Below are 14,008 nucleotides of genomic sequence, written 5' to 3'. Positions count from 1 at the left end.
GGGGGCTCTTCTTGAGAGGAACGACGAGAGGACGACGATGTCAGGAAAAGCAGGCCAAGGCCGGAAATTCAATATCGACGACGCCCTGGAAGCAGCCACTTTGGTCTTCTGGGACAGCGGATACGAGGGCACCTCCTTGGCGGAGCTCACAAAAGCCATGGGCATCAACCCACCCAGCCTGTATAAGGCCTTCGGCTCCAAGGAAGACCTCTTCTTCTCCGTCGTGGACCACTACAACGCAACCCACGGAAGCTTCATGTCCGTCGCGTTCGCAGAAGAAGAGAGCGGCCTGAAACTCATGCGTCGGCTGCTGATAGAAGCCGCCGACCACTACCCGTCAAAGACATTCCCGGGAGGCTGTCTGGTGATCAGCTCCGCCGTCGCGGTCACCTCCGCGAACCGCCACGTCGCAGAACGATTGTCCAAAATGCGCAACGACAACATCCTGGCCATGGCAGAAGCACTGACCCGGGACCGCGAAGCAGGCCGGATCTCCAAATCCACCGACACCCATGCAATGGCAGCCTTCGTCGGCGCGACACTACAAGGAATGAGCCAGCAAGCCCGCGACGGTGCAAGCAATGAGGACCTCCTCCGCATCGCCCACTACGCCATCACCGCCATCGGGGCCTAACAAACGACACGGCCAGACGCCACGCGGCCAGTCCAGACCGCCGGGCTGCAAGGGCGTGAAGCCAGCCCGCCACCACTCTGAAGAACTCCGGCAACCCGTGAATGTGTCGGCTTCCCCAGGATCGTCCCAGCCACGGTTCCACTTCCAAGGAAGTGGAACGCCTGATCAGACGGTTGAAAGTGCGTGGACTGCGCCTGCCTCAAGAGCCTAAGCGCCGCACCGGCATCTGCGGTTGCTGCTCAGGAGGCGGCCGACTTGCTCAGTGGGTTGTCCGGCGAGGGTTCTCGAGGGCCTGAAGGAACACTGAACAAGGGCATGAGCCACTGAATCAACGGTCCGATCAGAAACGCTTCGGCCACGGTACCGATCCCAAGGGTCCCGCCCAGCAACCAGCCGGCTGCGGCAACTGTTACCTCGATCAATGTGCGGCAAGTGCGGATTGACCAGCCGGTCCGCTGCGCCAGGCCGGTCATCAGCCCGTCCCGTGCACCTGGGCCGAAGGAGGCCCCAAGGTAGCAGGCGCTGCCGACGGCCAGGAGCACCAGCCCCCCGGCAAGGTAGACGACTTGCCAGAGTAGTCCGTTGGCTTGAGGAATCAAAGGTATCGACAAGTCGACGAAGGCGCCGATCAACACGGCATTCGCCAGAGTGCCCCAACCTGGGCGCATCCTCAGGGGGATCCATAGGAGGAGCACGAGAAAGCTGACCGCAATGATGACCATTCCGGTGCTGATTCCCGTCAGCCGGCCCAGGCCTTGATGAAAGATGTCCCAAGGGGAGATTCCAAGTCCAGCTTTGATGAGGACGGCGATGGAAAAGCCGAAGAGCGACAGGCCTGCGAGCAATTGAATGATTCTGCGTACCAACATCACACCAGCCTCCCCCAAACTGGCTCTGAAATATGTAGCCAGTTTAGACCTCTGGCTACCTCCAGATTCACGCCCGCCTGTCAGCGGTTGAAACCTCGGGAGCCGTGTCCACACGGGACATTCCGTTGATCAGAGTCACCAGAGAATCGCCATGCGTCAGTTGAGGATGGTGCCCGGCGCCCGTCACTGTGATCAGCTCAAAATTTGGAAGTGACTCGAGCTGCTCAACTGCTCCTGGGGTGATGGGGTCCTCGCTTCCCACGATGATGCGGACCGGGCTGCTGAAACGCCCCAGCGCTTCCCGTAGTTCAGCACGCCATTGCTTGGAGCCCGCCAGGGCGAGATGCTTGGCCACCCTCTTGGCGCTGCTTCGCTTGAGGTCACTGAGGCTGGACGTGAGAGCAGCGGCGCTGGCTTCTGATCCGGTCAGCTGGCGTGACAGCCGTGCGGCGTCAATGTGTCGCAAGTAGGTGGATGCCAGCGGCCATAGTTTGGCCGAAATACCCATCGGGGCTTGAAGGAAGAACGGTGCGATCAGCGTGAGGGACTTGACCTGCGCCGGGATCCGGTCAGCCGCGACTACTGCCGCAGCCGCACCGATGGAGTGGCCGATGAGGTCAACGGGTTCGCCGTCCAGTAGAGCTGGCAGCCACTGTTCCCAGTCCTGAACGCCTGTTCCGCTGCTGAGGCCGAGTCCGGGCAGGTCTACGACCCGCGCGCCGATACCCGACGCCACGTCGGCCCACGTGTCTGCGTTGACCGGCAAGCCAGGAAGGACAACCTTGCTGGATCCGGGTATGCCGAGCTCGAATGTCCTCAGGCCGCCAGCGTCGACGAATCGACGGCCGTTAGCCATGACGGCACCAAACCGATGCGCGGCCAAGTGGTCGGCCCACCGTTCCAGGGACACCAGTACGTCGGGCATCTGAATCCCGTGTTTGCGGGCGAACTCGACGGCGGACTCTGTCGGATAGCGGTCGGCGGACATGAAGGTGAGGGTCTCGGGATCCGCTTTGGTGATCCGCTGCGGGAGCCGCTTGATGATCCCGACCGGCATCCTTACCCGCGGAACCTTCGCGCCGAGATGCCGGCCAACGTGCGTGAGCAAGTCTGCCAACGGCGGGGTGGCATCGTCGAGAACCCAATAAGCCTGGCCCGCCGCAGCCGGATCGACCGCTGCTGCCGTCATGAAGGCCGCCAGATAGTCGACCGTGACGACCGGGAGGAACGTCGCTTGGTTTCCAGGCAGTGCGGCAACGGAGCCGTCCCAGATCTGCTCGATGGTGGTCGCCAGCCCAATGAGCTGGTCGGACTCCCCGGTCACGCTGTCACCGATCACGCTGGACGGATTGACGATGGTCCAGGGGACTCCGCGCTCCAGCGCCCGGGCCTGGAAGATGGCATCGGATTCCACCTTTGAGGCTTCGTAGGCGCCAAGTTCCTGGTAGATCGCGGCGCGGTGGTCCTCTGACCATGGAACAGTTGTGGGGTCCTGTCCGCCGACGCGGTAGCCCGATATGTGGACGACGCGCTGCAGGTTGGGGAGGTCCTGGGCGAAGTCGATCAACTTCTCGACGATGCCGACGTTCGCACTGCGTGCCTCTTGGGCGGTCATTCCGAATCGGTAGGACCCGGCGCAGTTGTGGATCTCGGTGATGGACGGGAACGCTGATGGACCGCCCGCGAGGATCTCAGGAGCATCGAAGTCGACGATGGTCGTTTTGATGCTCCGTTTTAGTCCATGCTCCCTGGCCCATCGCTCGACACCTGCTCCGGACTCGGCGGTCCGAACTGCCGCTGTGACGTTCGCGCCAGCTTTGGCAAGGGACAGAATGAGGTGTCGGCCGACCATTCCTGAAGCCCCGAAGACAAGGGCATGACGGGATTCTCCGGGGAGTGTCATCGCGTCCCCCCAATGCTCTTGCAGCGCTGGTTGATGAGTTCCGCCACGACGTCAGCGGCCGATAACAGGGGTTGGGTGCTTTGCATAGCGCGGGAGACGATCACCGCCCCCTCAATCGTCGATACAACAACGGTTGCCAGAGACCGGGCTTCCTTGGCGCCAACACCGCTGGCCTCGAGGAGCGCGGACGTCGGGGCGATCCACGCCTCGAAGGCAGCGGCACACGCCTTTCTCAGCCGCTCACTCTCTGCGCCCATCTCCAGGGTGACCACGGAAACCGGGCAACCCAGCCGGAAGTTGCTCTCGCTGACGATGGTGGCCAAAGCCTCAATCGCGGCCCGGGCAGCCTCAGCCGCGCTGCCGGCGGAAGTTGCTGCCTCCGCAATGAGCGTTTCGAACTGTTTCGCGGCGAGCTCGACCGCGGCGATGCCCAGGCCCTCCTTCCCGTCGGGGAAGTGGAAATAGATGGACCCCTTGGGAGCTGCGGCGTGTTCGATCACAGCATTCAGCCCGGTGCCGCTGTAACCGCTGGTCTGGATGAGCTGGAGCATTGACTCTGCCAGCCGTGCTTTTGTCAGGTTTCCTTTTGAGGCCATGAAGAAATAATAGACTGGTCTACATATTTTGCAAACTCTCAAGAAGCCACTTCGTGAAACGCCAAGTGCCGCCGTCGTACTTCTTGTAAAAGTACGACGGCGGCACTTGCCGTAAGGGGGTCGGTGACCGCTAAGCGGTCTGCCCGGCGTGCTGACCCTCGGAGATCTCCTCGACCACCTTGGCGTTGAACGCGGGGAGGTCGTCCGGGGTGCGGCTGGTGACCAAGCCCTGGTCCACCACCACTTCCTCGTCGGTCCAGTTGGCGCCGGCATTCTTCAAATCCGTCTGGAGTGTGTGATACGAGGTGACGTTGCGGCCCTTGATCACGCCGGCGTCGATGAGAATCCACGGGCCGTGGCAGATGGATGCCACCGGCTTGTGCTGCTCAAAGAAGGCTCGAGTGAAGTTCTGCGCATCTTTGTCGACGCGGAGATGATCGGCGTTCACGACGCCGCCCGGAAGAACCAGTGCGTCAAATTCGGAGGCATCCGCGTCGGCAACTGCGAGGTCGACGTCGAACGTGTCACCCTTCTCCACGCCGTTGAAACCCTGGAGCTTTCCCTTGGAGGGAGCCACGAGGGTGGGCTCGCCGCCGGCATCCTTGACCGCCTGCCATGGGCTGGTGAGTTCCACCTGCTCCACGCCGTCCGTCAAGAGGAATGCGACCTTCTTGCCTGCGATGTTGTGTTCTGACATTGTTCCTCCTCCATTGTGCGGCGGGGTGCTTTTTAAGCGCGGGCCGCCACTGTGAGAGTTGTTTGTCTGACCTGCTCAAGCCTAGGGAATGCAGCTTTACTAAGCAAGCTGACTAATTTGCCGTCGCATACGCTACTTGCTTACATATCGAATATCGATAGAATCAGGTTGTTGTTCGATAAAGGAGTGTCCATGGGAAAGCTGACGATCCTCGCCCTGCGCATAGTGATCGCGATGGTATTGGCGGGTTCGCTGTTTGTGCAGATACGGATGGTGCCGCTGCTCTCTAACGACCTAGTGGAGGCGGGTGCGCCTGATGGGCCGCGGATTGCGTTGCTGGTCATCGTGGTCCTGGGAATTCTGTGTGTCCAGGTGGTTGCGGTCTGTGTGTGGCGGCTGCTGACCATGATGCGGCGGGGGACGGTCTTTTCGCATGGAGCATTCAGGTTTGTGGACGTCATCTTCGGCGCTGTTTCGGCTGCCGCGCTGCTGATGTTTGGCATCGCAGTGATCCTGGCGCCCGGCGATATCGCACCGGGAGTCATCATGCTGATTTGTGGCGCAGCGTTGATGATCGGGGGAGTGGCGCTGGTTGTGCTGGTGACGCGAACCCTCCTTGCCCAGGCCGTAGCGCGGGACATCGAAGCCGCACAGCTCCGCTCCGAGCTCGATGAGGTGATTTGATGCCGATCATCGTGGACATCGACGTCATGCTGGCCAAGCGCAAAATGCCCGTCGGGGTGCTCGCCGAGAAGGTAGGCATCACCCCGGCGAACTTGGCTGTACTCAAGAACGGGCGTGCGAAGGCCGTGCGTTTTACTACGCTCGAAGCGCTGTGTGAGGTGCTGGAGTGCCAGCCAGGGGATCTGCTGCGGTGGGAAGCTGAGGATCGCTGGGATAACGGAGACCCATCTGCCGACGAGCCTCATCCAGCAGTTCCATGGTCCCAACCGACTCCTCGGGAGTCATGAAGGGGCTCTCGGTCAGCCCGGCCTGCAGGCAACGCGTCACCTCACGCAGCTCGTAACTGAATCCGTGTCCTAGCACCTCGAATTTCTCCGTCCGCGGCGTGCCGATGCGTGACTGAATAGTGAGTTCGGCCGGATTGAAAAGCGGAGCAGAGGACCGCAACCAACCTTCCGTGCCTCCCACTGTTATTACACTGGGGCATTCCGCGCCGATGGAGGTGATCAGCTGCGCCTGCGCGCCGCTCTGGTAGTTCAAGGTGAGGGAGTTCTGCAGGTCCACCCCCTCAGGAGTCAGGACTCCGGTGGCGACCATCTTTCGAGGCTCACCGAAAACTCCCAGCGCCCACGTCAGTGGATACACGGCGAGGTCCAGCAATGCTCCACCGCCTGCGGCCGGGTCCCAGATCCGCGCTGTGGGATCGAAGGCGGGCACGAAACCGAGGTCAGCCTGGAGCCAGCGCGGCTCCCCGATTTCCCCCGACTGCAAAATTTCGACCGCGCGGCAGAAACTGGGCAGGAACCGGGTCCACACGGCCTCCATCAGGAATAGTCCACGATCCCTGGCGAGATCCGCCAACTCCCGTGCCTGTACGGCGTTCATGGCGATGGGCTTTTCGCACAGGACATGCTTCCCCGCCGTCAGCGCGGCCAGCGCGACAGCATGATGTTGCGCATGAGGTGTGGCGATGTAGACGACGTCGACGGCGGGATCGGCCAGCAGCCGTTCATAGCCCGGCGTATCTCCGACATCCGAATAAGACGCTGCAAAGCCGAACTTCCCGGCAAAGCTGTGGGCCGACGCCTCCGAGCGCGAACTGACCGCTTGGAGAACGGCGTCCTCCAAGAGCGCGAGGTCTTGCACCACGCGTAAGGCGATGGAGCCCGTGGCCACAACTCCCCAGCGGATGGGACAGCCTGTCGCGACGGAAGGCGCGACGGTGCTGACGGGAGCAGGAAGCATGGAAGAGCCTTTCAAGGCACGGGCTAAAAGCTAGACGGAATCGCGGATCACGATCGACGTTGGCATCCTGTTGACGCGTTCCGCCGGCTTGCCCTCGATCAGGTGAACCAAGGTCTCGGCCATTTTCTTGCCGAGTTCAACAATCGGGTGATGCACGGTGGTGAGGGCGGGGGTGACGGAGGTGGCAAAGGAATCGTCATCAAAACCCACGACGGCGATGTCCTCCGGGATGCGGAGACCCCGGCCTTGGATGGCGGTGTAGGCGCCGGCGGCCATCTGGTCATTTGCAGCAAAAACGGCGTCAACAGGCACGCCGCGGTCCAACAATCGATGCATGGCTTTGGCGCCCGAGGCCAACGTGAAGTCGCCCTCCTCCACTAAACTTTCTCCAAGACCGGCTTCCCGCACGGCGGTCCTCCACCCCGCCAGGCGATCCAGGCCCGGGGGCATATCTTGCGGACCGGCAATAGTTGCAACGTTCTTTCGGCCGCTCTCGGTCAGTAGACGCGTGACCTCGTAGGCCGCTTGTTCGTTGGCAACATCCACGTAATAGCTCTCCTTGCCACCAACCAAGGGGCGTCCGGCGAACACCATGGGAAGTGATCCTGAAAGGTGCGTCCAGGAGTTGTCGCCACTGTGGTGCGAGACCACCAAAACTCCGTCAACGTTGCCGCCGAGCAGGAAGCTGCGGGTCTTCTCCGGCTTGGACTCCGAGGAGATCACCATATTCAGCGTGTACTCGGTATCGGTGAGATACAGCGCGATGCCCTGCACCACCGAGGCGAAGAACGGATCTGCGAAGACCTTGGATGTCGACTCCGGAACAATCAGCGTGACCGCATTTGCCCTCCGTTTGGCCAAGGAACGGGCAGCACGGTTGGGCGTGTAGTCGAGTGCGAGGATGGCTTTCCGCACGGACTGCGCCATTTCCGGGTCCACACTGGGGCTGTCGTTGACCACGCGGGACACGGTGGCCCGCGACACCCCGGCCAAGGCAGCCACCATTTCAAGGGTGGGTACCGGCCGGGGGCCGCTGGTGTCCTGCGTCATGGTCATCTCCGGAACGTAAGAAAAAGTATGCCTCTGAAGGCTACTTTAGGCGTTCACTGTGGCCGTGGCAGAAGCCTTGGCTGAGGCGATGACCCGGGAATAAGCCAGTCCGCTGTCCTTCACCTTGCGCTCAAAGGTGTCGTAATCCACGCGAACCACCCCGAAGCGTTTGCCGTAGCCCCAGGACCACTCAAAGTTGTCCAGGAGTGACCAAACAAAGTAGCCGCGCACATCGGCGCCTTGGTCCAGTGCCTCGCCCACGGCCGTGATGTGATCCAGCACGAACTGGGTCCGCTCGGCATCATGGACCGCCCCGTCAGGACTGACGACGTCGTCGTAAGCGGCACCGTTTTCGGTGATGTACAGCGGTGGCAGCGTGGGGTATTCCTCGCCAAGACGCACCAGGAGCTTCCGAAGCCCGTCCGGGTTGACCTCCCAGTTCATCGCAGTGCGCGGCAGGCCGCGGCTGGGGAATGCGATGTCCTCCGAACCGATCCAACATGACGACGTCGGGCGGGTTGCGCCGCCCGAGTGGCCGTCGCCGTGTTCATCAGTGGGGTGACCACTGATGAGGTCATCGTGGTAGTGGTTGACGCCCAGGAAATCGATGGGAGCGCCGATGATCTCCAGGTCGCCGGGCTTGATGACGTCCCGGATGCCGAACTGCTCAAGGTCGTTGAGCGAGTCCTCCGGGTAAACGCCACGGAGGATCGGATCAAGGAAGATCCTGTTCTGCAGCGAATCAAACCGGCGCGCGGCGTCGAGGTCTACGGGATCGGAAGGATCCCGCGGGATGGAGTTGCTGAGGTTGAGCGTGATCCCCAACTGCTGGGCGCCGCGGCTCCGCAGCTCGTTGACCGCAAGGCCGTGGGCGAGGTGCTGGTGGTGGATCGCTGCGACGGCTGCTTTCGGCTCTTGACGGCCGGGAGCGTGCACACCGGCCGCATAACCAAGGAGTGAGGAGCAGAACGGTTCGTTGAACGTAGTCCAGTGCTGAACGCGGTCACCCAGTGCTGAATAGACATCGTTCGCGTAGTCGACGAAGCGGTAGGCGGTGTCCCGGTTGGCCCAGCCGCCCTTCTCCTCCAGCGCCTGCGGGAGGTCCCAGTGGTAAAGGGTCAACCAAGGGAGGATGCCGGCGTCGAGCAGTTCATCCACAAGGCGGGAGTAGAAGTCCAAGCCTTCGGCGTTCGCGGCCCGGCCACCAGGCCGGACGCGGGACCAGCTGGTGGAGAACCGGTAGGAATCCAGGCCCAGCTCCTTCATGATCCGGACGTCCTGAGGCATGCGGTGGTAATGCTGCACCGCGTCCTTCAGCGTCTCGCCGTTGGCTATGGCGCCCGGGATACGGGCGAAAGCATCCCACACGGAATCTTCCTTGCCGCCTTCGTGGCTGGCACCTTCCACCTGCGCTGCGGCGGTAGCCGAGCCCCAGAGGAAGCCCTCGGGCCACACCCTGTTAAAAGGGGTGATCGCTGGGTGGGTTGTTGCTTCGAATGGCATTAGCCCTTCACTGCTCCTTGCATGATTCCGGAAATGAGTTGACGTCCCGCCAGGACAAAGAGGGCCAGTAGCGGAAGTGTTGCCATGACGGCGCCGGCCAGGACGATCGAGTAGTCCACGTAGCGGGCCGACTGCAGTTGGCTGAGCGCCGTCTGCAAGGTGGGGTTGCCGGCGTCGAGCACCAGCAGGGGCCAGAGGAAATCAGTCCATGCCGTCATGAACGTGAAGAGGCCCAGGATTGCCATGGCCGGACGCGCGGCCGGCAGTGCAACATGCCAAAAGGTGGAGATCATGGACGCACCATCCATACGTGCCGACTCGATGAGCTCGTCCGGGATTACGTCCACCAAGTACTGCCGCATGAAGAAGACACCGAACGCTGTCACCAGGGTAGGGATCACGACGGCGCCGATCTCACCTGTCCAGCCCAGCGTGCGCATCAGCATGAACAGCGGGATGATGCCGAGCTGCGTAGGGATGGCCATGGTGGCGATCACCGCGACCATCAGCCAGTTCCGGCCGCGGAAGCGCAGCTTGGCGAACGCGTATCCGGCCAGGGTGGAGAAGCCCACCACCGAGACGGTGATGATGCCCGAGATCAGGACGCTGTTGCCGAGCGCCAACCAGAACGGGATGGTGTCAAAGACCTCGCCAACGTTGGTCCAGAAGTTGCCGCCCGGGAACAGCGGCGGCCAGGTCTCACCGAGTGCTTCGTTGGAGCGGCTGCCGATGATCACGGACCACCACAGCGGGTAGGCCGAGGCCAGGAAGAACGCGAGCAGCAGGCCGTAGGTCAGGAAGCCGGGCCGGCGGCCGTTGCCAAGGAGTGCTTTTCGGGTGGTCATGGATCGGGAAGCTCGCTGAGGGGCAGGTGCTTGCGGCCGGTTTTGCGTGAGGGTCATTTCCCGCTCCTCGGGGTCGAGTCTGGTGCCGCTGCTGGTGCCGATACCGCCTGGCCGGCGAGGCCGCCGTCGTCCGCTTTAGTGTTCGCGGCGGAAGAACGCTTCCGACGGCGGCGGCTGGCTGCTCCGCGATCATCGCCATTGGTGGCGATGCGGCGTGAGATCAGCCAGTTAACGATGCCGAAAAGCAGGATGATCAGAAACAGGAGCCAGGCGATGGTGGAAGCCTTGCCGAAGTTCTGCCGCTGGAAAGCCATCTCCCACAGGTACAACACGGTGGTCTGGAACTGGCGTGCCGTTCCGCCGGCGGCCACGGGATCGAAGAGCCTTGGCTCGGTGAAGATCTGCAGCCCGCCGATGGTGGCCGTGACAATAACGAACACCATGGTGGGCCGGATGCTCGGCAGCGTGATGCTGAAGAAGCGGCGGACGGAGCCGGCGCCGTCGATTGCTGCGGATTCGTAGATATCGCGCGGTACTGACTGCATGGCGGCCAGAAGGATGAGCGCGTTGTAGCCGGTCCAGCGCCAGTTCACCATGGTGGCGATGGCGATGTGGCTGGGAAGGGTGTCGTTCTTCCACATGATGGGATCGATGCCGAAGCTGGACAGGATGTTGTTGATGAGGCCGTACTGCTCGCCGAACATGTTGGTGAAGATCATGGCGACAGCCACGGGAGTCACAACGTAGGGGAGCAGGATGCTCATGCGCCAGAAGGTCTTGGCACGCAGGTTCTGGTCCAGCACCGCGGCGATGATGGTGGCCATGATCAGCTGGGGGATGGTGGAAATCAGGAAGATGCTGACGGTGTTGAACAGGGAATTCCAGAAGAACCTGTCCTGAAGAACCTCAGCGAAGTTCTGGAATCCCACGAATTCGCCCTGGCCTTTGAGCAGGTGCCAGTCGAAGAGGGAGACGAAGAAGGTGTAGCCCAGGGGAAAGAGGCCTACCAGGGCAAACAGGATGAAAAACGGGGCGATGTAGAGGTACGGGGACGCCTTCATGTCGAAGACGTTGAGGCGTTGCCGGAACGACGGTTTCGGTTTGGTGGCAGCCGTTCTACCGGCGGCCGGGCGGTTCAAGGTGGTGGTCATGGTCGGGTCTCAGACTCTGTGAGGGGGCCTCCGGTTTCCCGGAGGCCCCACGGCCGGGTGCTGCTAGTTGTTGACCACGAGGTCGTTGAGGAGCTTGACGGCTTCATTCCAGGCTTGATCGGCGTTGCCCTTGCCCGAATCGAGCATCTTGAGGGCGGGTCCGAAGACGTTTTCCTGGATCACAGAGTCATCCGGACCCTTGAACTGGGCGATGACACCCTCTGCGCGGGACTCAAAGATGGCGCCGTAGGGAGCGTTGTTGAACAGTTCGTTCGGCTTTGCTGCTTCCACGATCTTCGCCTGTGCTTCGAGGGTGCTCGGGAAGTTGTTCGCTGCAGCGGACTGCTTGATCTGCTGTTCAGGTGCGGTCAGCCATGCTGCCAGCTTGGCTGCTTCAGCGGGGTGCTTGGAGCTCTTGGGCACCGAGAGGAAAGCGCCGCCCCAGTTGGAAGCACCGCCGGGGAAGACGTCGGCTACGTCCCAGCCGCTGGCTGCCCCTCCGCCTGCTGACTCGAGCTGGCCCTTGATGGTGCCGAGCATCCATGCCGGGCAAACGTGCGTGGCGAAGGAGCCGTCCACGAATGCCTTGCCGTTACCCCAGTCGAACTGGGTCTGGTTGGAGGACAGGCCATCGGCAGTGCCGGCAGCGAGCATGTCGAACTTCGCCCGCATTTCCTTGTTGCCCTCGACGTTCAGCTTGCCGTCCTTGGTGTAGTAACCCTCGTCCATCTGGTTGACCATGGAGTTCCAGACGAAGCCGGACTGGTCATACCAGGCCTTGCCTGTGGCCTCTTTGTACTGGCGGCCGAGCTTGAAGTACGTTTCCCAGCTTGCGTCCTTGCCGCCGAACAATTCCGCGACCTTCTCACGGTCGCTCGGCAGGCCTGCTGCCTCGAAGAGCTTGCCGTTGAAGCACAGGGCCTGCGGTCCGATGTCAGTGCCGTAACCGATCACACGACCATTGGGGTCGGTGCCCTGCTTGAACTTCCAGTCCACCCAGTTGCCCTTGATGTCCTCGGCGCCGTGCTCCTTGAGGTCCACAAACTGGTCCGAAACCTCCATGATGGAGCCGAGCCAGCCCTCCTCGATGGCCGTGACGTCGCTGAGTCCGGAGCCGGCGGCCAGCTTAGTGAACGCATCGGTCCGGGCGTTGGAACCGCGATCGATGTTGGTGGCCTCGATGGTGACGCCCGGGTTCTGCTTCTCATATTCGGCGTACAGGTCGTCGTATCCGAAAGTGCCGAAGGTGGTCACGGTCAGCGTGACGGGATTGTCTGCGCTCGCCGCTTTGTCGCCTCCGCCGCTGCAACCGGCCGCCACGAGGGCAAGAGAGGCTACGCCCGCCAGGGCAGTGAATTTCCTTAGTCGCGAAAACTCCACGATCACTCCTTTGTGTGTTCGAGCGACCGTACGCCAATGGCGAGAGAGCGCTCTCTGGGATGTGGGACCAATGTATGTGCTGCAAGTCACGTACGTCAAGAGAGCGCTCTCTGGCGTGGGTTCTGTGTCTTCGTGCGTCGGTGCCGCCGAGGGGTTAGCTCCCGTTTGCCGAGGGGTTAGCTCTCGGGGTTATGGGGGGCTTTTACTGCCGAAAGCTCACCCCTCGGTGGGTGCTTCCCGCTGCCCGTGCTGCCGAGGGGTTGGCTCTCGGGGGTATGGAGGGTTCTTATTACCGAAAGCTCACCCCTGGGTGGGTGATTCCCGCCAACAATCCCGAGGGGTCTGATTGGTGCGAGCAAAGGTAATGGTTGCTAGAAACGAGCTCTGACAGGCGCTTCCCGTGCCTGCCGATGGCATCAAATCGCGTACAATAAGAAGCGATTGGGAGGCCTGATGCAACTGCAGAACCCGTTGAGGGCGATATGTCCGACGCTTGAGGCGGATGTCCTCATGGCACTGGCGGACGGTCGTCCAAGTACACCCGGGCATTTGGTTCGGGACCGCGGCATCCATGCCTCGGTGTCTGGCACTCGGCGATGCTTGGAGCGCCTTCAAGAGAGCGGCATTGTTATGGGCGTCCAGGTCGGCAACCGAACCGAGTACGCCCTCAATTCGTCTCACATGCTTGCCGGCGTCATCGCTGAAGCGTCCCAGGGCAGAGATCGCTTTACGCGTTTCGTATCCCGCGCAATATTGAGATGGCCTGAACGCCCCCTGCAGGTGACTCTTTTTGGTTCTGCGGCACGCGGGGACATGCGCAACGACTCTGACATCGACTTGCTGTTCATCATTCGTGACGGCACTGGCGATGAACTCTATGACCAGATCGGGGATCTGGCCCTTGACGTCTACCGTCTCACCGGCAATGACGTTCGCCCGATGATCTACGAAGCGTCCGAAGTTCGGAAGGCGCCCATATTCGACTCGATTATGAGAGAAGGCGTTCACCTTTATGGTGATCGCCATTGGTTGTCGCGCCACCTCCGTGCTTCGGCGGCTGCCTAGTGACGGCAAGGTCAGATGCCAGTGCGAGGCTCGAGGATTCGCGCGCTTTCCTCGAAGCTGCGGATACGATCAACACTCTGAATCCCGAAGAAACTTATGCAGATGTCATTGCTACCCTGGCGGTCCATGCAGGCATTGCGGCAGCGGATGCTTTTTGTTTACTGGAGCTAGGCCGCCACTCCAAGTCCGACAATCATGCTGATGCGATAAAAGTGCTGAAGGAGGCCGGGGGTGAGAACGCGATTCTTGCCCGCCTTCTGGGCGAAAAGACAAAAGCTGCGTACAACGTTTCGAGCCTCACGCGGGCTAAGTCCAGCAAGTGTATTGAGTGGGCTTCCAAATTGGTTATTGCCGCCGAATCGAAATTTTTCTTGGGGTGAAAGACC

Annotated in this window: 14 protein-coding genes and 1 pseudogene; 5 read left to right on the top strand and 10 right to left on the bottom strand. The window is 61.6% G+C overall.

The window, feature by feature from the left end:
- The first annotated feature begins 37 nt into the window (after positions 1-37).
- Positions 38-634, top strand: coding sequence for a TetR/AcrR family transcriptional regulator (locus tag ABIE35_RS12570; RefSeq protein ID WP_354515342.1), 597 nt, complete (start codon positions 38-40; stop codon positions 632-634).
- A 239-nt stretch (positions 635-873) separates the two neighbouring features.
- Here ABIE35_RS12570 and yczE read toward each other — a convergent pair whose 3' ends face one another.
- The 4 genes from yczE to ABIE35_RS12550 form a co-directional block, all read right to left on the bottom strand.
- Complete coding sequence (gene yczE / locus ABIE35_RS12565; protein WP_207595667.1) at positions 874-1,503, bottom strand: membrane protein YczE; 630 nt, start codon at positions 1,501-1,503, stop codon at positions 874-876.
- Between the two features lie 67 nt (positions 1,504-1,570).
- The gene (locus ABIE35_RS12560) at positions 1,571-3,406 is read right to left on the bottom strand and encodes an alpha/beta fold hydrolase (protein ID WP_354515340.1); all 1,836 of its coding nucleotides are present in this window, start codon (positions 3,404-3,406) and stop codon (positions 1,571-1,573) included.
- Positions 3,403-4,002, bottom strand: coding sequence for a TetR/AcrR family transcriptional regulator (locus ABIE35_RS12555; protein ID WP_354515339.1), 600 nt, complete (start codon positions 4,000-4,002; stop codon positions 3,403-3,405). The genes ABIE35_RS12560 and ABIE35_RS12555 overlap by 4 nt, the downstream gene beginning before the upstream one ends.
- Before the next feature lie 130 nt (positions 4,003-4,132).
- Positions 4,133-4,699, bottom strand: coding sequence for a type 1 glutamine amidotransferase domain-containing protein (locus tag ABIE35_RS12550; RefSeq protein WP_280625520.1), 567 nt, complete (start codon positions 4,697-4,699; stop codon positions 4,133-4,135).
- 192 nt (positions 4,700-4,891) lie between these two features.
- Between ABIE35_RS12550 and ABIE35_RS12545 the strand changes: the two genes are divergently transcribed.
- Positions 4,892-5,383 (top strand): DUF2975 domain-containing protein, encoded by a 492-nt coding sequence (locus ABIE35_RS12545; protein ID WP_354515337.1) that lies wholly within the window; start codon positions 4,892-4,894, stop codon positions 5,381-5,383.
- A pseudogene (locus ABIE35_RS21200) lies at positions 5,383-5,526 on the top strand (helix-turn-helix domain-containing protein); the annotation flags it as partial. The gene ABIE35_RS12545 and the pseudogene ABIE35_RS21200, both read left to right, overlap by 1 nt.
- Here ABIE35_RS21200 and ABIE35_RS21195 read toward each other — a convergent pair.
- The 6 genes from ABIE35_RS21195 to ABIE35_RS12510 form a co-directional block, all read right to left on the bottom strand.
- On the bottom strand, positions 5,519-6,628 hold the full coding sequence (locus ABIE35_RS21195; protein ID WP_502921384.1) for a Gfo/Idh/MocA family protein: 1,110 nt from the start codon (positions 6,626-6,628) through the stop codon (positions 5,519-5,521). The pseudogene ABIE35_RS21200 and the gene ABIE35_RS21195 sit on opposite strands and share 8 nt — an antisense overlap.
- A 30-nt stretch (positions 6,629-6,658) precedes the next feature.
- Complete coding sequence (locus ABIE35_RS12530) at positions 6,659-7,678, bottom strand: LacI family DNA-binding transcriptional regulator (RefSeq protein WP_354515788.1); 1,020 nt, start codon at positions 7,676-7,678, stop codon at positions 6,659-6,661.
- A 45-nt stretch (positions 7,679-7,723) separates the two neighbouring features.
- A complete protein-coding gene (locus tag ABIE35_RS12525) occupies positions 7,724-9,181 on the bottom strand; it encodes a GH1 family beta-glucosidase (protein WP_354515334.1) in 1,458 nt (485 codons plus the stop codon).
- A complete protein-coding gene (locus tag ABIE35_RS12520) occupies positions 9,181-10,083 on the bottom strand; it encodes a carbohydrate ABC transporter permease (RefSeq protein WP_354515332.1) in 903 nt (300 codons plus the stop codon). Before ABIE35_RS12520 ends, ABIE35_RS12525 begins: the two co-directional genes overlap by 1 nt.
- Positions 10,080-11,177: a carbohydrate ABC transporter permease gene (locus tag ABIE35_RS12515; RefSeq protein ID WP_354515330.1), complete on the bottom strand. Its 1,098-nt coding sequence runs from the start codon at positions 11,175-11,177 to the stop codon at positions 10,080-10,082. The genes ABIE35_RS12520 and ABIE35_RS12515 overlap by 4 nt, the downstream gene beginning before the upstream one ends.
- Positions 11,178-11,240: 63 nt before the next feature.
- A complete protein-coding gene (locus ABIE35_RS12510; protein WP_207595676.1) occupies positions 11,241-12,557 on the bottom strand; it encodes an ABC transporter substrate-binding protein in 1,317 nt (438 codons plus the stop codon).
- Between the two features lie 453 nt (positions 12,558-13,010).
- On the opposite strand from ABIE35_RS12510, the gene ABIE35_RS12505 reads away from it, so the two are divergent.
- Positions 13,011-13,622, top strand: a complete 612-nt coding sequence (locus tag ABIE35_RS12505; RefSeq protein ID WP_354515328.1) for a nucleotidyltransferase domain-containing protein — start codon at positions 13,011-13,013, stop codon at positions 13,620-13,622.
- Positions 13,622-14,002 carry a hypothetical protein gene (locus ABIE35_RS12500; RefSeq protein ID WP_354515326.1) on the top strand — a complete coding sequence of 127 codons (381 nt, stop codon included), beginning with the start codon at positions 13,622-13,624 and terminating at the stop codon, positions 14,000-14,002. The genes ABIE35_RS12505 and ABIE35_RS12500 overlap by 1 nt, the downstream gene beginning before the upstream one ends.
- The last annotated feature ends 6 nt before the right edge of the window (positions 14,003-14,008 follow it).

Source organism: Paenarthrobacter sp. 4246 (assembly GCF_040546855.1).
Taxonomy (GTDB): Bacteria; Actinomycetota; Actinomycetes; order Actinomycetales; family Micrococcaceae; genus Arthrobacter.
Note: the sequence above shows the minus strand (reverse complement) of the source record. Positions and strands in the feature narration are given on the sequence as shown.